At 70.0% G+C, this 21,415-nt stretch carries 18 protein-coding genes and 3 pseudogenes; 12 read left to right on the forward strand and 9 right to left on the reverse strand.

From position 1 onward, the window contains the following. Window positions 1-59: 59 nt before the first annotated feature. Window positions 60-758 carry an HAD family hydrolase gene (locus tag ACFU5K_RS08490; RefSeq protein ID WP_384058283.1) on the reverse strand — a complete coding sequence of 233 codons (699 nt, stop codon included), beginning with the start codon at window positions 756-758 and terminating at the stop codon, window positions 60-62. A gap of 120 nt (window positions 759-878) precedes the next feature. Between ACFU5K_RS08490 and ACFU5K_RS08495 the strand changes: the two genes are divergently transcribed. Next, window positions 879-3,455, forward strand: coding sequence for a bifunctional FO biosynthesis protein CofGH (locus tag ACFU5K_RS08495; RefSeq protein WP_384058241.1), 2,577 nt, complete (start codon window positions 879-881; stop codon window positions 3,453-3,455). 66 nt (window positions 3,456-3,521) lie between these two features. Here the strand turns inward: ACFU5K_RS08495 and ACFU5K_RS08500 are convergent, their stop codons facing one another. Next, on the reverse strand, window positions 3,522-3,722 hold the full coding sequence (locus tag ACFU5K_RS08500; protein ID WP_384058243.1) for a DUF397 domain-containing protein: 201 nt from the start codon (window positions 3,720-3,722) through the stop codon (window positions 3,522-3,524). Then, window positions 3,719-4,546, reverse strand: coding sequence for a helix-turn-helix domain-containing protein (locus tag ACFU5K_RS08505; protein ID WP_384058245.1), 828 nt, complete (start codon window positions 4,544-4,546; stop codon window positions 3,719-3,721). Before ACFU5K_RS08505 ends, ACFU5K_RS08500 begins: the two co-directional genes overlap by 4 nt. A 142-nt stretch (window positions 4,547-4,688) precedes the next feature. Between ACFU5K_RS08505 and ACFU5K_RS08510 the strand changes: the two genes are divergently transcribed. From ACFU5K_RS08510 to ACFU5K_RS08525, 4 genes are all read left to right on the forward strand, one after another. Then, a complete protein-coding gene (locus ACFU5K_RS08510; RefSeq protein ID WP_384058247.1) occupies window positions 4,689-4,976 on the forward strand; it encodes a hypothetical protein in 288 nt (95 codons plus the stop codon). 127 nt (window positions 4,977-5,103) lie between these two features. After that, complete coding sequence (locus ACFU5K_RS08515; protein ID WP_384058249.1) at window positions 5,104-6,219, forward strand: ADP-ribosylglycohydrolase family protein; 1,116 nt, start codon at window positions 5,104-5,106, stop codon at window positions 6,217-6,219. A 168-nt stretch (window positions 6,220-6,387) separates the two neighbouring features. Next, window positions 6,388-6,519 (forward strand): hypothetical protein, encoded by a 132-nt coding sequence (locus ACFU5K_RS08520; protein WP_384058251.1) that lies wholly within the window; start codon window positions 6,388-6,390, stop codon window positions 6,517-6,519. A gap of 283 nt (window positions 6,520-6,802) precedes the next feature. Continuing rightward, window positions 6,803-7,792 carry an aldo/keto reductase gene (locus ACFU5K_RS08525; RefSeq protein WP_384058253.1) on the forward strand — a complete coding sequence of 330 codons (990 nt, stop codon included), beginning with the start codon at window positions 6,803-6,805 and terminating at the stop codon, window positions 7,790-7,792. Between the two features lie 337 nt (window positions 7,793-8,129). Here the strand turns inward: ACFU5K_RS08525 and ACFU5K_RS08530 are convergent, their stop codons facing one another. The 3 genes from ACFU5K_RS08530 to ACFU5K_RS08540 form a co-directional block, all read right to left on the reverse strand. Beyond that, entirely contained in the window at window positions 8,130-8,336 is a 207-nt protein-coding gene (locus ACFU5K_RS08530; protein ID WP_384058255.1) for a DUF397 domain-containing protein, read from the reverse strand. A gap of 270 nt (window positions 8,337-8,606) precedes the next feature. Next, entirely contained in the window at window positions 8,607-9,464 is an 858-nt protein-coding gene (locus ACFU5K_RS08535) for a helix-turn-helix domain-containing protein (RefSeq protein ID WP_384058257.1), read from the reverse strand. A gap of 218 nt (window positions 9,465-9,682) precedes the next feature. Next, complete coding sequence (locus ACFU5K_RS08540; RefSeq protein ID WP_384058259.1) at window positions 9,683-10,402, reverse strand: GPP34 family phosphoprotein; 720 nt, start codon at window positions 10,400-10,402, stop codon at window positions 9,683-9,685. A 195-nt stretch (window positions 10,403-10,597) separates the two neighbouring features. Here ACFU5K_RS08540 and ACFU5K_RS08545 point away from each other — a divergent pair, with 195 nt between their 5' ends. The 4 genes and pseudogenes from ACFU5K_RS08545 to ACFU5K_RS08560 all read left to right on the forward strand — a co-directional run. Continuing rightward, window positions 10,598-13,264 carry a serine hydrolase gene (locus ACFU5K_RS08545; RefSeq protein WP_384058261.1) on the forward strand — a complete coding sequence of 889 codons (2,667 nt, stop codon included), beginning with the start codon at window positions 10,598-10,600 and terminating at the stop codon, window positions 13,262-13,264. A 194-nt stretch (window positions 13,265-13,458) separates the two neighbouring features. Next, window positions 13,459-15,279 carry an MFS transporter gene (locus ACFU5K_RS08550; protein WP_384058263.1) on the forward strand — a complete coding sequence of 607 codons (1,821 nt, stop codon included), beginning with the start codon at window positions 13,459-13,461 and terminating at the stop codon, window positions 15,277-15,279. 72 nt (window positions 15,280-15,351) lie between these two features. Next, the gene (locus ACFU5K_RS08555) at window positions 15,352-16,281 is read left to right on the forward strand and encodes an adhesin (protein WP_384058265.1); all 930 of its coding nucleotides are present in this window, start codon (window positions 15,352-15,354) and stop codon (window positions 16,279-16,281) included. A 100-nt stretch (window positions 16,282-16,381) separates the two neighbouring features. Then, window positions 16,382-16,891: pseudogene (locus ACFU5K_RS08560) on the forward strand (phosphotransferase); the annotation flags it as partial. A 536-nt stretch (window positions 16,892-17,427) separates the two neighbouring features. Here the strand turns inward: ACFU5K_RS08560 and ACFU5K_RS08565 are convergent. Together ACFU5K_RS08565 and ACFU5K_RS08570 are read right to left on the reverse strand one after the other, a co-directional pair. Beyond that, window positions 17,428-17,994 carry a Uma2 family endonuclease gene (locus tag ACFU5K_RS08565; RefSeq protein ID WP_384058267.1) on the reverse strand — a complete coding sequence of 189 codons (567 nt, stop codon included), beginning with the start codon at window positions 17,992-17,994 and terminating at the stop codon, window positions 17,428-17,430. Between the two features lie 514 nt (window positions 17,995-18,508). Further along, entirely contained in the window at window positions 18,509-18,880 is a 372-nt protein-coding gene (locus tag ACFU5K_RS08570) for a hypothetical protein (RefSeq protein WP_384058269.1), read from the reverse strand. A gap of 465 nt (window positions 18,881-19,345) precedes the next feature. Between ACFU5K_RS08570 and ACFU5K_RS08575 the strand changes: the two are divergent. Both ACFU5K_RS08575 and ACFU5K_RS08580 read left to right on the forward strand, forming a co-directional pair. Then, window positions 19,346-19,671 (forward strand): annotated as a pseudogene (locus ACFU5K_RS08575) (plasmid transfer protein); the annotation flags it as partial. Between the two features lie 11 nt (window positions 19,672-19,682). Next, window positions 19,683-19,915, forward strand: a pseudogene (locus ACFU5K_RS08580) (site-specific integrase); the annotation flags it as partial. Between the two features lie 442 nt (window positions 19,916-20,357). Here ACFU5K_RS08580 and ACFU5K_RS08585 read toward each other — a convergent pair. Then, the gene (locus tag ACFU5K_RS08585) at window positions 20,358-20,567 is read right to left on the reverse strand and encodes a hypothetical protein (protein WP_384058271.1); all 210 of its coding nucleotides are present in this window, start codon (window positions 20,565-20,567) and stop codon (window positions 20,358-20,360) included. A 300-nt stretch (window positions 20,568-20,867) separates the two neighbouring features. Between ACFU5K_RS08585 and ACFU5K_RS08590 the strand changes: the two genes are divergently transcribed. Continuing rightward, the gene (locus ACFU5K_RS08590) at window positions 20,868-21,341 is read left to right on the forward strand and encodes a hypothetical protein (RefSeq protein ID WP_384058273.1); all 474 of its coding nucleotides are present in this window, start codon (window positions 20,868-20,870) and stop codon (window positions 21,339-21,341) included. The last annotated feature ends 74 nt before the right edge of the window (window positions 21,342-21,415 follow it).

Below are 21,415 nucleotides of genomic sequence, written 5' to 3' on the forward strand. Positions count from 1 at the left end.
CAGGTGTACCACCACCGGGCGGGCGGACGTGTCGCGGAAGTGCGGGCGGGCCCCGGACATCAGGCCTCCGGCTCCGGCTCTTCGGGGCGGGGTGCGAGGACCAGATGCTTGCGCCGCTCCTGGGCGCCGAGCAGGGCGGGGAGTTCCGTAAGGGAGTCGATGCGCCAGTCCGCCGTGTCCAGGACGTCCGGGTGATCCGCCCACCAGTGCCCGTACGGTCCGCGGCGGATGTGCGCCGCGCGCAGCCCCGAGGACTTCGCGGGGAACAGGTCCTCCGCCGGGTGGTCGCCGACGTACAGGGTGGCGTCCGGCGCGGCGCCCGACACCTCCAGTACGTGCGTGAAGAACTCCCGGTCCGGTTTGTCCACACCCCACTCCTCGGACGTGACGACCAGGTCGGCCGGCAGGTCCAGGGCCCGCAGCAACTGACCGGCCCGGACCGACCGGTCTCCGGCGATCACCACCCGCAGGCCGAGCGCGCGCAGCTCGGCGAGGGCCGGGCGGACGTCCGGGTAGAGGTCGGTCTCGTCCAGGTGCTCGCCGCGCCCGGCCGCCGTACGGGCGTGGGCCGCCTCTTCGACGTCCATGTCGGGGCGCAGGATGCGCAGCGCGTCGGTGCGGTCGCGGCCCTGTACGACCGCCGCACCCACCAGCGCGCTGACGGTGTGCGGCGGGACCCCGAGCCAGTTGGCCCAGGAGGCCCAGTGGCGGTCGTCGCGGACGAGGGTCTCTCCGATGTCGAAGACGATCGTTTCCATCACCCCTCCGAGCCTACGGGGCAAGTGGGACATAACGGCCAAGGCGCCAGCAGAGGCCGGGCGGTTCCATCCGACAGAGGCCCTGGTCCGGACGGAGTGCCGCGCTCGTATGCTCGGTTCATGACCGATCCCCAGCGCCCCACGACCAACGCCATGCGGCGCGCCCTGAGGCGGGCCCGCGACGGTGTCGCCCTCGACGTGGCGGAGGCCGCCGTCCTGCTGCAGGCGCGGGGGGAGGACCTCACCGATCTCGCCGCGTCCGCCGCCCGGGTGCGCGACGCCGGGCTCGAGGCCGCGGGCCGCCCCGGAGTGATCACCTACTCCCGCAAGGTCTTCATCCCGCTGACCCGGCTCTGCCGGGACACCTGCCACTACTGCACCTTCGTGACCGTGCCCGGCAAGCTCCGCAAGGCGGGCCACGGCATGTTCCTGTCGCCGGACGAGGTCCTCGACATCGCCCGCAAGGGCGCCGAAACGGGCTGCAAGGAGGCGCTGTTCACCCTCGGGGACCGGCCGGAGGACCGCTGGCCCGAGGCGCGGGAGTGGCTGGAGGCGGAGGGTTACGACGACACCCTGGCGTACGTCCGGGCCATGGCGATCCGGGTACTGGAGGAGACGGGGCTGCTGCCGCACCTCAACCCGGGCGTGATGACATGGACGGACCTGCAGCGGCTGAAGCCGGTCGCGCCGTCCATGGGCATGATGCTGGAGACGACGGCGACCCGGCTGTGGTCCGAGAAGGGCGGCCCCCACCACGGCTCCCCGGACAAGGAACCGGCGGTCCGGCTGCGGGTCCTCCAGGACGCCGGCCGGTCCAACGTTCCGTTCACCACGGGCATCCTGATCGGGATCGGCGAGAACTACGAGGAGCGCGCCGACTCCCTCTTCGAGCTCCGCAAGACCGCCCGGGCCTATCACGGCGTCCAGGAGGTCATCGTCCAGAACTTCCGCGCCAAGCCGGACACCGCGATGCGCGGGATGCCGGACGCCGAACTGGAGGAGCTGGCCGCCGCGGTCGCCGTCGCCCGCCACATCCTCGGCCCCTCGGCCCGCATCCAGGCCCCGCCGAATCTCGTGGACGCCGAGTACGCCCTGCTGATCGGGGCGGGCATCGACGACTGGGGCGGCGTCTCGCCGCTGACCCCGGACCACGTCAACCCCGAGCGCCCCTGGCCGCACATCGAGGAACTCGCCGCCCGCACCGCCGACTCCGGGTTCACGCTGCGCGAACGCCTGACCATCTACCCCGAGTTCATCCAGCGCGGCGAGCCCTGGCTCGACCCGCGTCTCCTCCCGCACGTGCGGGCGCTCGCCGACCCGGAGACGGGGCTTGCCAGGGAGGGCGCGATCCCGGTCGGGCTTCCCTGGCAGGAGCCCGACGAGGGCTTCAACGCCTCGGGACGCACCGACCTGCACCGCACGATCGACACCGATGGCCGCACCGGTGACCGGCGTGACGACTTCGACGAGGTGTACGGCGACTGGGAGGCCCTGCGCGAGGCCGCGGCGCCCGGCATGGTCCCGTCCCGCATCGACGCCGACGTGCGCCAGGCCCTGAGCCAGGCCGCCGACGATCCGACGAAGCTCACCGACGACCAGGCCCTCGCCCTGCTCCACGCGGACGGGCCGGCGCTGGACGAGCTGTGCCGGATCGCGGACGCCCTGCGCCGCGACGTGGTCGGTGACGACGTCACCTACGTCGTCACCAGGAACATCAACTTCACCAACGTCTGCTACACCGGATGCCGCTTCTGCGCCTTCGCCCAGCGGCGTACGGACGCCGACGCCTACACCCTCTCCCTCGACCAGGTCGCCGACCGTGCCGCGCAGGCCTGGGACGTCGGCGCTGTCGAGGTCTGCATGCAGGGCGGCATCCACCCGGACCTGCCCGGCACGGCGTACTTCGACATCGCGCGGGCCGTGAAGGAGCGCGTGCCGGGGATGCACGTCCACGCCTTCTCACCGATGGAGGTCGTCAACGGCGCGACCCGCACCGGCCTGTCGATCCGCGACTGGCTGACCTCGGCCAAGGAGGCAGGGCTCGACTCGATCCCGGGCACCGCCGCCGAGATCCTGGACGACGAGGTCCGCTGGGTCCTCACCAAGGGGAAGCTGCCGACGGCCACCTGGCTGGAGGTCATCAGGACGGCGCACGAGACGGGCCTGCGCTCCTCGTCCACGATGATGTACGGCCATGTCGACCAGCCCCGCCACTGGCTCGGCCACTTCCGGACGCTGGCCCGGCTCCAGCAGGAGACCGGCGGCTTCACCGAGTTCGTCACCCTGCCCTTCATCCACACCAACGCCCCGGTGTACCTCGCCGGGATCGCCCGTCCGGGCCCCACCGACCGGGACAACCTCGCCGTGACGGCGATGGCGAGGCTGCTGCTCCACCCGCACATCACCAACATCCAGACCAGCTGGGTGAAGCTGGGCGCGGAGGGCGCCGCCGAGATGCTGCGCTCGGGCGCGAACGACCTCGGCGGGACGCTGATGGAGGAGACCATCTCCCGCATGGCCGGCTCCAGCTACGGCTCGTACCGCTCGGTCCAGGACCTCGTGGCCATCGCCGACCTGGCCGGCCGTCCGGCGAAGCCGCGCACGACGCTGTACGGCGAAGTGCCGCGGGAGCGCGTCGAGGCCGCCGCCGCGTCGGACGGACACCTGCCCGAACTGCTCCCGGTCCTGCCGGGCTGACGCCATGGCTCCCCCCTGCCCCGCCGGGCAGGGGGGAGCCATGGGTCACCCAGGAGGCACGCCGGCTCAGCGCCCGGCGACGAAGGTGACGAAGTCCGTCCAGGCGGGGGCGGTCACGAGGAGGGCGGGTCCGGTGGGGGCCTTGCTGTCGCGGACGGGGACGAATCCCGGGAAACCGTCGGCGACTTCGAGGCAGTTGTTGGCTCCACCATCGCTGTAGCTGGACTTGCGCCAGGCCGCGGTGGGGAGGTCGGGGACACGGCTCATGATCTCTGCTCCTTCAGGACGCCCCTGATGAAACCGATGGACTCCGGCGGGGGCAGCGCCCGGTCCCGGAGCCGATCGTAGGACAGCCGGTAGCGCGTGACAGCGGCCGGTTCCTCGATGAGCTCGGCGCAGCCGTTGCCCTCGGTATAGGCGACCGAGGCCCCGTCCTCCTGCCAGAGCAGGGTCAGCGAGCCGTCCATCAGATGGTGGGCCCCCGCCGAGAACGGCAGCACCTGGAGGACCACCGAGGGCAGATCGGTGGTGTCCACCAGATGCGTCAGCTGGTCCTGCCACACCTTGGCGTCCGGCACGGGCCGGCGCAGCGCGTACTCGTCGATGATGATCCGGACCGACGGGGCCGGCCTGCGGTACAGCAGCTGCTGCCGCCCCATCCGAGCGACGACCTGCTCCTCGACCAGTTCGGCGTCCGCCTCCGTTGCCTGGGCGCCGGACAACGAGGCACGGGCCACGTCCTCCGTCTGAAGCAGGCCCGGGATGCCGAGGGTGAACACGTGCATGATCCGGGCGGTCGGCTCCAGGCGCATGAACTCCTTGTACTTGTCCTTGAACACCTCCCGGCGAGCCGCCTTCCACAGCTGCACCAGCAGGCCCCCGGCCTCGTAATGCCGGTCCAGGTCCTCCATCACCGCCAGTTTGGACAGCCGCTGGCCTGCCTCCAGCCGGTACAGATAGCTCTTGTCGTACCGCGTCTCCTCCGCGAGGCGGCCCAGGGACTTCCCCGAACGCTCCCGGAGATACCGCAGAGCACGACCCAGAGCGGCGCGCCCCGACACCTCGTCCACGTCGGCCGGCTCGGCGGTCATCGCGGTCCTCCCGTTGTCCCGTGCGGCGGCAACCCGGCGCCTCTTCCGAGACTACGGGCAGAGGGTGATCATCAGAACACGAACGGTGAGCATCACTCGATGGAAGACACCGGCGAGACACCGACACCTGTGAGGCACGCCCATGGACGAATCCCCTCTTCGCCTGCTGCCCTGGAACTCCCCGGAGGGCAGGCCCTGTTATCTGAGTACCGACAATCCCGGCAGCATGCTGTCCGGCCTCGCCGACGAGGTGGAGGCGGAACTCGTCTCCTGCGGAGAGGCGGTGCTCAGCGGCGCGGAGGCCGTTCTCGCGGACGCGGCCGCGGGCGAGGTGGCGGTGCGGTTCGCCCTGAGACGGACCACCGAATCGTTGCGGGACGCGCTGCGCGTCGCGCACTGCAGAGAAGGGAGGGCACCCGGAAAACCCTGAGGAATGCCTTTCAAAGGGGATCTGAGGAGTTACTGAGTACATTCCGTTCGACCCCTGAGACACCCCATTCCGTTCGATTACAGTGCTTGCGCGGTCGCACGCCGGTATTTGTTGAGGAAGGGGCGCGGTGAGCACTGGGACCACAGCTGTCTGGGGCCGTGCCGAACAACAGGACTTTCGCAGCCGGGTGCGCGGCGCCCTGCTCGGCGGTGCCATCGGAGATGCCATCGGGGCGGGTGTCGCCCGTCTCACCCTGGAAGAGATCCGCGCGGCCCACGGAGTCGACGGAGTCGTGGACTTCGTCCCCTTGCGCGGACGGCGGGGTACCGTCACCGCCGTCACCCAGCTGACCCTCTTCACCGTCGACGGGCTGATCAGGGCGCAGGTCCGCCGGGACACCGGAGCCTGGCACCCGCCCACCGACGTCTACCGCGCCCATGTGCGCTGGGCGGCCACGCAGAGCGCCTGGGGGCCGGACGAGCGCCGCAAGGACAACGGCTGGCTGGCAAGGGAGGAGTGGCTGTACACCCGCCGCGCTCCCACCCGCGAATGCCTGATCGGCTTCGGCGACGCCACCATGGGCACCCTCGCCCTGCCCAAGAACCCCTCCGCACGCGACTCGGCCGCACTCACCCGGTCCGCGCCGTTCGGGCTGCTCGTCGGCTGGGAGCCCCAGCTCGTCCTCCAGCTCGCCGTCGAGTGCGCGGCCCAGACCCATGGCCACGCCACCGCCCAGCTCGCGGCCGGCGCCCTCGCCGTACTCGTGCACGGGCTCGCCCGCGGGGAGACCTTGGACGGGTCGGTGCAGCACACGCTCGACCTGCTCGCCGAGCGGCCGGGCAACGAGCAGGTGACCGACGCGCTGCGGCAGGCACTCGGCTCCGTACGGCAGGGAATCCCGGGTCCCGCGCTCATAGAGGCGCTCGGCGACACGGACTCGGCGGAGGAGGTCCTCGCGGTCGCGCTGTACTGCGCCCTGGTCGGCGAGGACGTACGGCACGGCCTGCGGCTCGCCGTGAACCACTCCGGGCCGTCGGCGGCCACCGGCTCTGTCTGCGGGGCGCTCCTGGGGGCGCTGCACGGCGAGACGGCGCTGCCACCCGCCTGGCTGGCGGAGCTGGAGGGGCGCTCCACCCTCCTGGAACTCTCCGACGACTTCGCCATGGAGATGACCCAGGGCCCCGCCCTGCACAGCCCCACCGCGGTCGCCCCGGGCTGGGTGGCCCGCTACCCGCGGGACTGAGACGGGCGGGGGCCTCCCCGGGAAGGCGGAGGTGGGGCGGACGCCGCCGCGCCCGCCCACCGTTCCTGCCCCCGCGTCGCGAGGGGCCCGTCAGTCCCTCACACCCTCGGGAACGCCGGTCTTGTCCGGGCTGGAAGCCGTCGCCCAAAGCCGGCAACGGCACTGACCGTGTCCGCTCGCAGCACCCTGTCCGTGGGCGAGTCCTGGACCACGAACCGGATCAGACTGGCGCAGCAGGCGGAAGGCAACCTCGTCGTCCACGACGCCGACAACCGTCCCGCCCGGGCCCCCAACACCTAACCCACCCGGCGCGATGTCGTTCCAGCGCACCGACGGCAAGATCGCCATCGTGGACAGGGGAACCGTGTGATCTGGTCCACCTGACCATCGGTCCGTGCCGAACGGCCGACTTGCCTGCGAGCGCGCTCCAAGTCGTAGTGTTGTTTACGCAGCGGCGCACGGAGCCCGTGTCGCCGGGGGTCCCGCACGGGATGCCGGGTGGTCCGTTCCGTCGACAGATGGATGACGGGCTTGGTGCTGCCCGAACGACGATCGAGTGTGCAGGGAAAGGCTGGGACACAACGTGCGGAAGCGCAGTCTGCGGGATCTCGAGGTATCGGCCATCGGTCTGGGGTGCATGGGCATGTCGGCGTTCTACGGATCGGCCGACCGGGAGGAGGGGATCGCGGCCATCCGGCGGGCCCTGGACGTCGGGGTGAACTTTCTCGACACGGCCCAGATGTACGGACCCCTGACCAACGAGTCGCTCGTCGGCGAGGCGGTGCGGGGTCGTCGCGAGGAGTACGTGATCGCGACGAAGTTCAACAACCGGATGGACAACGCCGTACCGGGCGACTTCGACACGGTCGGCCCGCAGGACGGCTCGGCCGAGCATGTCCGCAGTTCGGTCCACGGCTCCCTGGAGCGCCTGGGGACCGACCACATCGACCTGTACTACCAGCACCGGGTCGACCCGAACGTCCCCATCGAGGAGACCGTCGGCGCGCTGGCCGAACTGGTCGCCGAGGGTAAGGTGCGGGGCATCGGTCTGAGCGAGGCGAGCGCGGAGACCATCCGGCGCGCACACGCCGTGCACCCTGTCACCGCGGTGCAGAGCGAGTACTCGCTGTGGTCACGGGACGTGGAGGCTGAGGTGCTGCCCGCCTGCCGTGAGTTGGGTATCGGCTTCGTGCCGTACTCGCCGCTCGGCCGCGGTTTCCTCGCCGGACGGTTCTCCTCGCCGGAGGAGCTGGACGCCAACGACTGGCGGCGCGAGAACCCGCGCTTCCAGGACGCCCACCTGGAGGCGAACCTTCGGCTGGCGGCCAAGCTGAAGGAGATCGCCGCTGAGAAGGACGTGACCCCGGGGCAGCTCGCCCTCGCGTGGGTGCTGGCCCAGGGCGAGGACCTGGTGCCGATCCCGGGCACCAAGCGCCGCACCTACCTGGAGCAGAACGCCGCCGCGGTCGACGTCACGCTGACCAAGGACGACCTGGCCCGCATCGACGCGGAGCTGCCCGAGGCGTCAGGCCAGCGCTACGACGAGGCGGGGATGCGAGCCGTCGACCGCTGACCGGGGCCCGGGGACCGATGCCGGTCGCTGGCGCTCGGCTCCGTGATCTCATGAACCGCCTGTCCGGGACCTCTGCCAAGGCACGCAGAACGGCCGCACGGGATGCGGGTCCCGTGCGGCCGGAGAGAGGGAAGAGCTGAACTACGCGATGCCCGAACGCTGTTGCTGCCGCTCGAGGACCGTCGCCGACGCCTCGGAGAGCGCGGTACGTCGACGGCGGCGTCTGATCCGGTTGCGGGCGAGGCCCCCTCGGCCAGGACGGCGAGCCGGTCGAGATGGCTTCTGGCGCCGTGCGCGATGGCCGGATGCAGAGCGGCGTGGTGGTCCGGTGTGCCGGTCAGGCGTTGATCGAACCCGAGGCGACGTCGCGGACGAAGGTGTTCCATGCCCCGGACACGAAGCTGAGCGAGGGGCCTTCGGGGGCCTTCGAGTCTCGCACGGCGATGGCCTGGGTGACGGGTGACTTCACCTCGACGCAGGCCCCGTTACCGCCGGAGTACGACGACTTCATCCAGTTTTCCGTAGCACCCTGAAGAATAGCCATGTTCACTCCGGTTCAGAGAGTTGATGTGGGAGGGCACCAACTTCGTTCCTGTTGGCGTGATCGACGCTACTCGCCAACATCGTCCGGTGGCGGGGCCGTTCACTCGACCGGATGGCATATTCCATTCGGGGGTTCCGCTGCGAGGTGGTGGCGGTGTATCGTCCCGCCCCCACCTCGCTTATATCGCGGCATTTCGCGCACATCAGGTGTTACCGGGGACTCGCTGTTTCCGCGGGTGCACAGGGCTTTCCGGCGGCCGGCACGGCTGAATCAGCGCGTGTAGTCCTTGACGATGTCGCCGATGAATTGACGGGTCTGGTCCACATTCAGCGCCTGTGCCCGCAGGTGTTCGTACATGACGCTGTAGCGCTGTACGTCGTTCGCCTTCTCCAGGTAGAGGTCACTGGTGACCCCTTCGATGTACACGACGCTGGAGTCCGCGGCATCCGGGAATTCCAGGATGGCGTACTGCCCGCTGATACCCGGGTGCGCACCCATGTCGAAGGGCAGGACCTGCACGGTCACGTGCGGCAGTTGCGACTGCTCGATGAGGTGCTCCAGCTGCTCGATCATCACCTGCTTGCCGCCGACCTGCCGCCGCAGGGCGGACTCGTCGATGACGGCCCAGAGGCGCAGCGGGTGCTCGGGGGTGCTGACTCGGTCCTGGCGGCGGGCACGGACGTTGACCCGCTTCTCGATGTCGGCGGGCGGAGCCTCGGGCAGGGCCCCCGTGATCAGCGCTTCCGCGTACCCCCGGGTCTGCAGGAGCCCCGGGACGACCTGGGGCTCGTAGACCCGGAGGGACTCGGCGTCCGTCTCCAGCCCGATGTACACGCTGTACGGGATGTCACCGAACGCGTGCCACCAGCCCTGCTGGCGCGAGTCCTTGGCCATCTGCATCAGCGAGTCGACGACGCGGTGGTCCTCGACCTCGTACACCCCGCACAGATCGCGGACGTCACGCTGGCTGATGGAGCGACGGCCGTTCTCCAGGCGGCTGATCTTCGACTGCGAGACCAGCAGCCGCTCCGCCACCTCCTCGGCCGTCATGCCCTTGATCTCGCGCAGACGGCGCAATTCCTGGCCCAACCGGCGTCGCCTGACGGTGGGATTGACGTTGGTCGGCACGGAAACGGCACCTCCGGCTATGCAGCTGTACTAGCTGTGCGTATCTACTGCTCAGCAGATTGCCACCCGCGCACCCGGGCGCGCTGGGAAACGGCGACACAAAAGCGCGCGGGGCAGCCGGTGGATCCGGCTGCCCCGCGCGTGGTGCGGCTCCCGGACCGGGTCATGGGACGTCGGTACGGCGGTGTTCGGGTTCTCCGCGCGAGGGGTACGCGCGGTCAGTGCACGGAGGTGTGCGCCATGCTGCCGCGGCTCGCCTGTGCTTGCGGCTGCAACGGCACGCCTGCCGTCTGCTGATTACGGCGCGGCTGGACGGCCGCACCGTTCTGGACGTCCATCACGGCATGCGCCACGAGGCCGCCCATCGGGTCGTGCCTGATCAGGTCCCGGAGCCGGGAGCGCGACGAGCGCCCCTCGTTCCCGGGGTACAGGTGCTTGCCGAGTCCGACCGCGTGGGCCAGTGCGGCAAGCGCCGCGGTCCGTGGGTCCGGCGGTACGCCGGTGCGGATCGCGCTGTCCAGCCGTGTTTTGATGTCGCGGCTGATCGCCGTGTCCGTCGCCTGGTAGCGAGTGGTCGGCAGCACTCCGCACATCTGGCCCGCCACGGCATGTACCATGCCGCACCGCTCCAGATGAGCGAGATAGATCTGGCGAAGTCCCAGTCGGGGCCCGCCGATCCAGTGGACCGCCCGGACCGGACTGCCACGACGGCGCAGCAGTTCCAGTGCGGAGTCCAGAGTCGGATCTCCTGTCGGCCGTGGCATCACCACGGCTATACGATCCCCGTCAGGGGCTATCCGTCCTGCCAGAGCCAGCTCCACTAGCTGTGCCCCGGCCAGGCCGAGGTCGAGCGACTGCGGCTGCGCTGTGGTACCCGTTGTCGGGTCCAGAGCGAGCAGCAGAAGCTCCTCCGGAATTGTTCTGCGGCTCCTGCCCATCCATGCCTCCCCGCGTGGATGAGTGACAGGGTGACCCCTCTCACATTGGTCTGTCGAGGGTGCCTGGGTGCTTTGTGAGGGAACCGTTAGGTATGTCTTTCTCGTCTAGCGGTTCGGCCAAAGGTTCACACAGGACACTGGTAGATGGTTCGGACAGTGCGGGCATGACCCCGCGGCGCATCAAGGAGGCAATTGGTGGCGGGCGAGTCCCCCGACAAGTCGGAGCAGCGGAAGTCGTCGGGAACGACTGAGGAGCGCGATCCGCGTCTCGCGGTGCTCCGTGAACCGGTCGCCGCGGCGGGCGGCGACACCCGGGGCGGCACGACAGGCGCCGGGGCGGAAGGTGAGACGGACGGCAAGACCGCGGTCTTCCGTGTCCCGCGCTCCTCGGACGCCGACCCGTCCGATGCAGGCCTTTCCGGAGGCGCGTCGTCGGCAGGTTCCGCGTCCGATGGCTCCTCCTCGCAAGGTTCCCCGTCCGACGGCGACGCGGAGCCCGTGGAGTCGCTTGCCGCCTCGGAGTCCCCGGAGGGCTCTCAAGAGGCTCCCACGGCCCGCAGGGAGGCCGAAGAGGCCGCCGAGGCGGAGGAGGGGGCGGAACCGGCCGCCGAGCCGTCCACGGCGCGTACGGGCGCGGCGGAGCCCGACGTGGAGCCGGAACCGGCCGACGCCGCGGACTCGACCGGCACGCCCGACGACAAGACCGAGGTGAAGCCCGAGCCGAAGTCCGGGACTGCCGCTTCGGAGTCCGAGGCCGAAGCCGCCGAGCCGGCCCCCACCGATGCCCGGCTGCGCGCCGTCGTCGCGGAGTGGGTCGCGGGCGGGCCTGACAGTGAAGTCGCAGGTGAGGACAGTCCCGCCGACGGCGGTGGCGAGGGTGCGAAGCCCAAGGTCGACGCCGAGCCGGCAGGCCGGGCCGAGGACACCGCGAAGCGGACGGACACCGCGAAGCGGACGGACACCGCGAAGCCGGCGGACGACAGGGACGAAGCCTCCGCAGCCGCTGAGCGCGAAGCCGCGCCCGAATCGGACGTCGAGGCCGAGAAGGCCGACGTCCAGGACGAGGAGGCCGCCCCCGAGGAGGCCGACTCCAAGCCTGCCGTCACCGCGTCCGAAGAGGCACCACGTGTCCCGAAGAGCAGGGGGGAGTCCTCCCCGGCCGAGCAGGCCGAGCAGGCCGAGAAGACCGAGCAGGCCGAGAAGGCCGATTCCGCACGTGACGAGCGAGGAATCGATCATCCGACCGCCGTCTTCAAGGCGCCGCGCGTCGACCGGGTCGACCAGCCCACGACGGCGCTGAAGCTCCCGTCGAAGAAGGAGGAGTCCGGGAGCAAGCCCGCCTCCGGCGGCGCCGCGGCCACCGGGACGCCCAGGGCGCCCAAGCCCTCCAGGACCCCCGAGACCCCCGCGGTGCGCACCAGCAGGTTCGTACCGCTGCGCTCCGACGACGTACGCCCCGCATCTCCCGTGGTCGGTCCCGTCGTCACACCGGACATCTCGGTGGGGGCCGCGACCCGTGCCGGCGCCAGGCCCGCGTTGACCGAGGCCGAGCGGACCAGGCAGCAGCCCATGCCGCCCAAGCCGCCGCTCGACCTGCTGGCGGAGCTGACGAACACCCCGCCGCCCGTGGAGACCCCTGTCCGCACGGCGGTGCGGCGGGTCAAGATCTGGACGCCGCTGCTCCTGCTCGCGCTGATCATATTTGCGATCGCACAGTCGGTGCGTCCGCTTCCCGACCCCACTCTGGCACTGTCCGCGAACCCGACCTACACCTTCGGGGGCGACAAGCTGGACATGCCGTGGCCGGCGGAGGGCCAGGGCGCCGTCGAGGTCGAGGGCGTCGGCACCATCGGTTCGTACGGCAAGGAGGAGTCCGCGCCGATCGCGAGCGTCGCCAAGATCATGACGGCGTACGTGATCCTTCAGGGGCACCCGATCACCGGTAAGCAGAACGGTGAGCGGATCGAGGTCGACGCGAAGGCCGGTGAGGAGGCCAACCGGCCCGACGAGTCGACAGCGTCGATCAAGGAGGGGCAGAAGTACACGGAGCGTCAGATGCTCCAGCTCCTGATGATCCCCTCAGGCAACAACGTGGCGCGGCTGCTGGCCCGCTGGGACGCCACCACCGAGAAGGCGTTCGTCGAGAAGATGAACGCGGCGGCGAAGGACCTCGGGATGACGAACTCGGTCTACACGGACCCGAGCGGTCTCGAGTCCACCACCCGCTCGACCCCGGCCGACCAGCTCAAGCTCGCCAGGGCGGTCACGCAGAACGACGTCTTCCGCGAGATCGTCAACATGCCCCAGGCCGACATCCCGGGCATCGGCAACACGATCTACAACAACAACAACATCCTGCTGGAACCGGGCGTGAGCGGCATCAAGACCGGCTCGTCGACCCCGGCGGGTGGCAACCTGGTCTGGACCGCCGAGACGGTCGTCGACGGCAAGACCCGCCGGATCATCGGCGCGGTGATGGGTGCCGACATCGACGGCACCCTGGACGCCAAACTGCAGCGCGCCATACAGAACAGCCTCAAGCTGATCCAGGCCGCACAGAAGGGCGTCGACTCGGCCACGGTCGTGAAGAAGGGCCAGGTCGTCGGCTATGTCGACAACGGCTTCGGGGTCCGCACCCCTGTGGTCGCCACCAAGGACCTGAAGGCGGTCGGCTGGGGCGGCCTCGAGGTGGAGCTCGATCTGAGCGCCGGCGGCGAGCCGCTGAAGCAGGCGGCGAAGGCCGGCACGGTCGTCGGACAGGTGACGGTCGGCACCGGCACGGGCAAGGTCACGGCGCCCGTCGCCCTGCAGAGCGGGATGCCCGAACCGGGCTTCGGCGACAAGCTCACCCGCATCACCTGACCCGTCCGGACGGCCTCCGCTCCGCAGCCGCGGGGCGGAGGCCGTCCGACGAGGGGGCAAGCGCGGGGAAAAAGCCGCGTGCTAGCGTCCCGAAGGCAACGGAAGGGGCGCCTGGACGCGTCTCCCCGAGTACGGATGAGGCCCGTGCAGTATCGACGGTTCGGCAGGCCCGGGCAGGGACGGGGAGAGTCGCAGTGACCACCGCTGAGCCGACGAGGACTGACCACAGCCCGCCCGTGGACCGCCTGACCGTCCGGATCCCGGTCCAGGCCGCCGGGGGCGGCGACGGGCCGCACAGCTCGTTGCGGAGCCGGCTACGGCGCCACCCGGTCCTTGTCACCACCGCCGCCGGCGCGGTCGTGCACCTCCTCTGGTTCCTCTTCTTCGCGAACAGCGGTGGGGACATCGCCGCCCAGGACGCCTGGGCCGAGTTCGTCGGCCGCCATCCCGGGACCGCGTACAACCTCGCCTGGTACGGGGGCATGCACCCCGTCTCGTACAGCGTGGTGTCGCCGTATCTGATGTCGGTGCTCGGCGTCCGCACGACGATGATGGTCGTCGGCACGGTGTCGTCGGCGCTCACCGCGCTGATCCTGGTGCGGGTGCCCGCCGTCCGTAACCCGCTCGCCTGCGCACTCGCCGGGGTCTTCGCCTACCTGTGCAACGCCCTGTCCGGGCGCGTGACGTTCGGACTCGGCTTGATGTTCGCGCTCGGGGCGGTCGCCGCCGTCTTCTGCTGGCCCCACCGGTGGCGGTACAGGCGGTGGGCGAAGGCCGTCGTCGCGGCCCCGCTCGCCGCACTGGCCACGGCGGGCAGCCCGGTCGCCGGGCTCTTCCTCGGTGTGGTCGCCGCAGCGCTCTTCCTGAACAAGCGACGCCCCGGGGCGTACGCGGTCGGTCTGCCCCCCGTGCTGGTCGTCGTCCTGTCCGCGTGGCTGTTCCCCTTCTCGGGTACGCAGCCGATGTCGTTCGGGACGCTCTCGCTGCCGTTCATCTTCTCCGTCCTGGTGTTCCTCCTGGTGCCCCGGGACTGGAGCACCGTGCGCACGGCCGCCGCGGTGTACGGCGTCGGGACCCTGCTGACCTACGTGGTCGACTCCCAGATCGGCTCGAACGTGTCGCGCATGGCGATGCTGTTCGCCGGGGTCGTCCTGCTCGCGGCGCTGCCGTACACGACCCGCCACAGCCGGCACTGGTACGCGCTGCTGATCGTCTTCGCGGGGCTGAACTTCTGGATCGGCTTCAAGGGGGTCGACGACATCCTCCGCACCGCCCCCACCGCCTCCTGGAACCGTGAACTGGCGCCGCTGGTGAACCAGCTCCAGAAGGCCGGCGCGGAGCGGGGCAGGGTGGAGGTGGTCCCCGCCAGCAGCCACCGGGAGGCGTCCGCGCTCGCCCCGTACGTGAACCTCGCCAGGGGCTGGAACCGGCAGGCCGACATGAAGCGCAACCCGCTCTTCTACGACGACACGCTCGACGCCGTGAACTACCGCGAGTGGCTCGACCGCTGGGCCGTGCACTACGTGGTGCTGCCGACGGGGGATCCGGACAGTGGCGCGGAGCAGGAGGCGGGGCTCGTCGAGGAGGGCCAGCCGTATCTGAAGGCGGTCTGGAGCGACGCCAACTGGAAGCTGTTCCGGGTCCTGGACCCGGTGCCGCTCGCCGATCCGCCGGCGACGGTGGAGCGCGCCGGCGACGACGAGCTGACGATCCGGGTGCAGTCCGCCGGCCGGGTCCTGATCCGCATCCCGTACTCCCGCTGGCTCGCCGTCGTCGACGAGGAGGGGAAGAGCGTGGAGCGGCCGCAGGAGACCGAGGCCTCCAAGAAGCGGTCCGCCGAAGACGGTGACGCACCAAAGGACTTCGTCAACGACCACGGCTGCCTGATCAAGGTCGACGAGGACGGGGACGGCGACGAGTGGACCGAACTGCTCGCACCACGCCCCGGTGTCTACCGCCTTGCGGCGCCCTACCAGCTGCAGCCGGGCACGCCGTGTCCGGAAGAGCTCAGCTGACGAAGCCCAACGCACGCAGATAATGCGGGAAACCCTCGCTCCGGGGGCGCCGCACTGGCAAGGTGTGCCGCCATGAAGTGCCAACATTGCGGCGGCGAACGCGTCGGCCCGTTGCCGGGCATGGTCTGCCCGGAGTGCGGGTCCGTGGCCCGTGCGCCCCGTGGGAGCAGTTCCTGGATCGCGCGGGAGACGCTGATGGGCAGGGTCTCCCTGCTCACCAGACGTCGAAAGGCCCTGCTGGCGGCGGGAGTCGTGGTCGCCGCGGGTGGCCTTGCCACCGCTGTGTCGTTGCTCGCCGCCGCGGACGGGCCCGGCCGCCCCGAGGCGGCGGGCCGGGCCGGCGCCGTACCGGCACCGATCGGTGGCGGCGGGGCTCCGACCCGCATCGGGCCCGGCGACCCCGATGCTCCCGAAGCCCCCGGCCCCGGGGACGGGGGGCCGCCCGCCGACCCGACGGCGGGGAGCCCCGGACCGTCTGCGGCACCGGGCGACTACCGGTTCTCCCAATGGGCGGGTCCCGGTTGCACGACGGGTGACTACACGGAGCGCGGGCGCTTCGAGAACGGTGACGCCGGCTGGTACACCGTCGAGTCCGGCGGCTTCGAGGGGACCACGTGCGACGGCCGCTTCAGTGCTGTCCCGATGTCCGGGAGCCCGGCCCAGGACCGGGGGAGCAGCGCGGTCTGGTCCTGGCACCTCGGGGACGGCTTCCGCGAGTGCGCGCTGACGGTGTTCGTGCCACGCAGCGTCCGCGACCGTGACGTGGCGGGCAACCCCACCGCGTACCGGGTGCTCTCCGACCCGCACGACGCGGACTCGGCGTACACGGGCTTCGCCGTGCGCCAGCCGGAGCACCGGGGCAGCGCCGTCGACGTACGCAGCTACCCGGTCAAGGGCGACACCTTCGCGGTACAACTGCTCGACCGGGGCCGGGACTGGGGCGACGAGGCATTGGTGGGCGCGCACCACGCGGCGGCGCAGATCAAGGCGTCCTGCCGCTGACGCCGAATCCCGCTTGACGCCCCGTGTCCGGGAGGCTTGCATCGGCCGGATGCACGCCAACGAGACGAAGACCGACACGGCGCTCGTACGACGCGTGCTGGCCCGGGACGCGGCCACCCGCGAGGCCCTGCAGGAACTGCACGGGGTGATCGACACCGCCGCGGCGGCCGACATCTGGGCCCGCGCGCTGCGCGCGCCCGGACCGAGGGGCCCGGCGGTGTGGGTGCACGGCGATCTGCAGCCCGGCAACGTCCTGGTCTCGGGCGGCCGGCTCAGCGCGGTCATCGACTTCGGCTGCATGGGCCTGGCCGACCCGGCGGTGGATCTGATCGCGGCCTGGTACCTGCTGCCGCCCGGACCGCGATGGACCTTCCGCACGGAGACGGGGACGGAGCCGGGCACGGGGGCGGATACGGAGAGCGATGGCGAGGCGGGGGCGGGGGCGGGGGCGGACGCGGCGGCGTGGGCACGGGGCCGGGGCTGGGCGCTGTCGGTCGCGCTCATGGAGCTCTCGTACTACCGGACGTCGAACCCGGTGATGGCGGCCACGGCACGGCACGTGATCAGCGAGATCCTGGCGGACGGGGGAGGGACGGAGGGCGGCCGGTGACCGGGGGTGCCGTGGCAGCGTTGGGCCCGGTCTTCATGCTTCTGCCGTGTCTGGCCATCGCGAGCTTCACCTGCTTTGCCGCCTGCCGCGCCCAGCAGGGGCGGATTCTCAGGTCCTCGGTCTGCATGTGCCTCGCCGTCGGCGTTGTCTGCGCGCCGACCCCGGCGGCGGTGGTGATCTGGGCTGGCACGATCTGAGCCACGGCCGCGTTGAGACGGCCCAGGCCCACGCCGGCACAGAAGACTCACTCCGCTCGGGGCGTCTGCCGACTTCTCCCCGGGGCGCCTTGTCTAGGCGCCGGCCCAAATGATCTCAGTACTCAACAACGGGAACAATGGCGGAACCTGGCAGGGTGCAGCCCCGCCGGCACCCGAAGTTGCCCGTGAGTTCCCGTCCCCATCTGGCGCGGTTGTGGCGCGGGAAGCTTCTGGTCCAGATGGCAGAGGGGCCGTACCTCCTGACTCCAGGACGAGGCGGAGCTCGTCGTCGTGCCGGTCGGGGACCAGACCGAGCCTCGCTCCCGGAACTCATGTGGGTCAGACCTGGCCGAGGTCGATCTCCACCTGGAAGGGGGCCGCTGCCTTGAGAACGCCGGTGAACACGTCTCCGTCCCTGTAGGTCTTCGTCGCAGGGTCGAGAACGTAGGTGTACACGAGAGGAACGCCTGTCACTGCCTGCTCGATCCGCCAGTAGAAGCCGATGCCTGCCTTGGCGTACTGGTCGACCTTCACGATCCGGTCGGTGGTCTCCGAGCCTGGTGACACCACCTCTGCGACCAGCAGCACGTGCTCAGGTCGGGTGGGGGTGATGTCGATCGTGTCCGCGCGGTACACGACGACGTCCGGGCGGCGATTGGTCAGCGGGACGTCCTGAAGCCGGACGTCGAAGTCCGTGTCGGCGTTCCACTCCGGGCCCGCGGCGACATCCAGGGCGTTCGCCAGCATCCGGGCCAGCCGGTTGTGCCGCTTGGACGCACTCGGACTCACGACGACCATCCCGTCCACGATCTCGATACCGGCGCACTGCTCCTCGGACCAGGACTCGTACTCCTCCGCCGTGATCTGCTCATGCATCCACGCCGGGGCCACCATCTCGGCCGTCATGAAGCACCTCCCGGTCACTGCGCTGCGAGCCCGATCCCGCTGGATTCAGCGTACTGTCTGCCATCCGTCCGGCACGCTGATCTCGCTCACGCCCCTCCTCGGTGTCCGGCATCCGACCGGCGAGCCCACGACCGGTGAGGAACCGTCGCGGTGGGCTCGTCACCAGGGGATCGGAACAGGCCGGTGGCACCACTGACCGTGGTGATGCACGCCGAGCTCCTCGGCCATGCGGCGGATCACGGGCTTCGGCTCGGCGGCGCAATACATTCGCACCGCACGCTCAGGCAACTCCAGCGGGCACTTCCTCGGCGCAGACATCGTCAGAGTTCCTCCTATGAGTCCCATCTGACCTGCTGTCACGCACCTCCGCATCTCGGGGGAAGCTCACATCCGTAGATGTCAGCGGTCGAACACCTGAGGGCTGCGCGGAAGGCTCCATCGGAACAAGACCATGGCACGTGCGTGCTGCCGGTCAGCCTGGAGTGTGCCGTTCAGCCGCGCCGGCGCCAAGGCCTCAGGCCGGGGAGCACTTCTTGACAGCGACGACGAAATCGGGCGTATGGTACTTCTCTGCCTGGTTCACGGTTGCGTCGACCTGTCCTGAGGTCGGATCAGGATCTGGATACTCGGGGAACCCGTTTTCGTGCACGCAGGCACTGAACTTTCGGACCTTGGCCACGAATGCGCTCAGAGCGGGCGCTGCGGATGCCTCGTCGGGCAGAAGGTCCGCGCACTTCGCCTGGGCGCTGACCTTGGACGCGTTGTCGTTCATGTCCTTGTTCTCCGACTTGGCCTCGGAGGAACCGCCGCTGGAGCAACCGGTGGCGAGCAATGAGGCAAAGAGGGCCGCCGCCGCAATTCTGGGCAGGAGCGGGCGAACGGGCATCCGGACTCCAAGGAGCGACGGGCGGGATCCAGCGGAGTGTCGCTGTCGGTCCGCCAGACGAGCTCCATTAAGCGTGTGGTCACTTGCCTGCCGGAGCCCGCTGATCGCGGGAGCCAGAGCTTAAGGCCGTTCGGATATATGTGTTTACCCTTCACCGGGACAGGACGGTGGGGAACCGCCCCCTAAGGACGAGGGGCGAGAAGCCGCACGGGTGCGCTGGTCACACCGCACATGGACGGTTCACAGCGGAACTCATCCAAGAGGTCGAAGAACATGGCCAGAGGATGGATGCCCACTGCTTCAGATGCCCGTTCGATCTCGACGGCCCAGCCGAGCGGGCTCGAGTACTGTATTCCGAGCCGTAGCCAAAGCCACTCCTGAACGGCACGACGTGATCGAAGTTCGTCATCGCCGGAGCTCCGTGGATCTCGCACGCGACGCTGTACCCGAACAAGGTCGACCGGGCTGGCCGTTCCTCCGTCCCGGTGGTGGATCGCCACCGCCCGTATGGCCAACCGGCCCGCTCCCGAGTCCCGTGCTCCGCGCATCCTGCGGGTTCGGCCGACCCGGGGCGTCCTGGTCTTACGGCTGGGCTCCGCCCTGGACAGGACGCGTCCGACGTGGCCGCGTCCTGCGACCGACTGCGGCACTCGTTCGCGATGTACGGCGTCACCTCGCGGGAGGTCCGCTCGGGTGTCGTCGAGCTGCGGATGACCGGCTACGACATGCTCAAGCGTGTGCAGATGCCCGCGAGGGTGGCCACTGCTCCGATGCGCGTTCCGGTTGCCCTGCCGCTCCCGGCGCGATGTGCATCCCGCCGCTGCGCTGGCAACGAATGCGCCAGGCGGCCGCAAAGCAGTGTGCGGGAGTCCTGGGACGAGAGGCCGGGGTCCCGCCCGCGTCGTGATGGAGATCCTCGGACACAGCCGGATCAGCATCACCATGGACGTCAACACGCACGTCGTCCAGGACACTCAGCGCGAGGCGATCAGCCACATGGACCGGCTGCTCAAGAGGCAGCCCGGCCGTGCGTGACCGCCGCCGTTGATGTCAGACGTGGATGTCAAAGGGCACCTACTGAAATGAGTAGGTGCCCTTTTCCCTTGTGCCCCCGGCAGGATTCGAACCTGCGACACCCGCTTCAGGAGCGAGGTGGCGTGAGTTGGTGTCTGCCCTGCGGGGTACCGACTTCGGCGGCTGCCCGCTGTGGTCCCTGCCGGCGTCGGCAGTTCCCCGTGAGTCCCCGCCCTATCTGGCGCGGTTGTGGCACGGGGAAGTTCTGATCCGTAGCTCTAACCGGGTCGGGCAGCAATGGCCATTCCGGGCGCTACGAGGCACCGAAGAGACGGTAGCGGCCGGGAGCGGTTGCTGATGTTGCGGTAGGGAGCCGCTGTACTGCCCAATTCACCGCCGGGCTGATCGGGCACGAAGAGGCGCGGATCGGCCGTTCCCTACCGACGCGCCGGCGGTCTCGGAGCTAGGGGCGGTAGTGGCCGCGCACCGTCGGTGAAGAGCTGTGTATTGCGGCGGAGCTGTAGGTAACTCGGTTGTTGTGCGCCTGTACCCGGCTCGCTTGCTCGATGAGGAGTCCGTCGACGTTCTCCGTGTGGTTGCGCCGCAACAGCTTGACGATCAAGGCAAACGCCGTCACTCCCATGAGTCCGAACAGGACGCCAAGTTCGATCACGGATCCCCCTCTGTGGCTGCTCAGTTCATTCAGTGTGGGGTGACCATGACATGCTCTTCGGGCTCGCGGCACCCAGGGCTGAAAAGCTTGAGGATCTTCTGAGCTCGGCACCCGACCACCACTCAACACGCGCCCTCGGCTCCACAAGAACAGCCGCGCTGTTCGGCCTCGACGAACCCCCGGCAAGGCGCAGCCCATGACGCCCCGGAGTCACTGCGGGAACGAACGTCTATTCTCTCGAGGATCAACACTCCGGACCTTGCTGAGTGTTGGACAAGGAACCATGGGGAGGGCGGACTGATGTCCGGGACCGGTAAGTGGAGCATACGAAGATCGATCGGTGCGGGCCTGTGCACCACGGTGGTGGGAGGAATCCTGCTGGCTCCGGGGTCGGCCACCGCCTCGGACGCCAGCCCGATGTCGACGACCCGGTTGCCCTCCGTGCAGGGGGCCGCCACGGACACCTCACGGAGCGCCACTCTCGGCGACGGCGAGCGTCTCAGCCTCGTCAACGGTGATGTTCGCATCACGGACAGCGGCACAACCGACGCCAGGACCTACGCCTTCGGTTCGACGAACGGCGCCCTCGAAGTGCGTCCGACCGCTCTGCCGAGGCCGGTGCGGCCCACCAGGATGCCCGCCCCGACCGCAAAGGCGGCCACGCCCGCCGCGGCGACCGCGTATTCCGTGAAGCTGAACATCACCAACGCCGACGTGATGTCCAAGCTCTTCTACGTCTGGAACAGCAAGACCCAAGGCCGCGAAGTTTGCTGATCGGCGGGGCTGTCAAGGGGGTTCGTCAGGTGGCGAGGGTGTAGGTCGCGCGGCCGGTCTTGTGGAGCATTCCG

This window comes from Streptomyces sp. NPDC057428 (assembly GCF_042803195.1).
Lineage (GTDB): Bacteria > Actinomycetota > Actinomycetes > Streptomycetales > Streptomycetaceae > Streptomyces.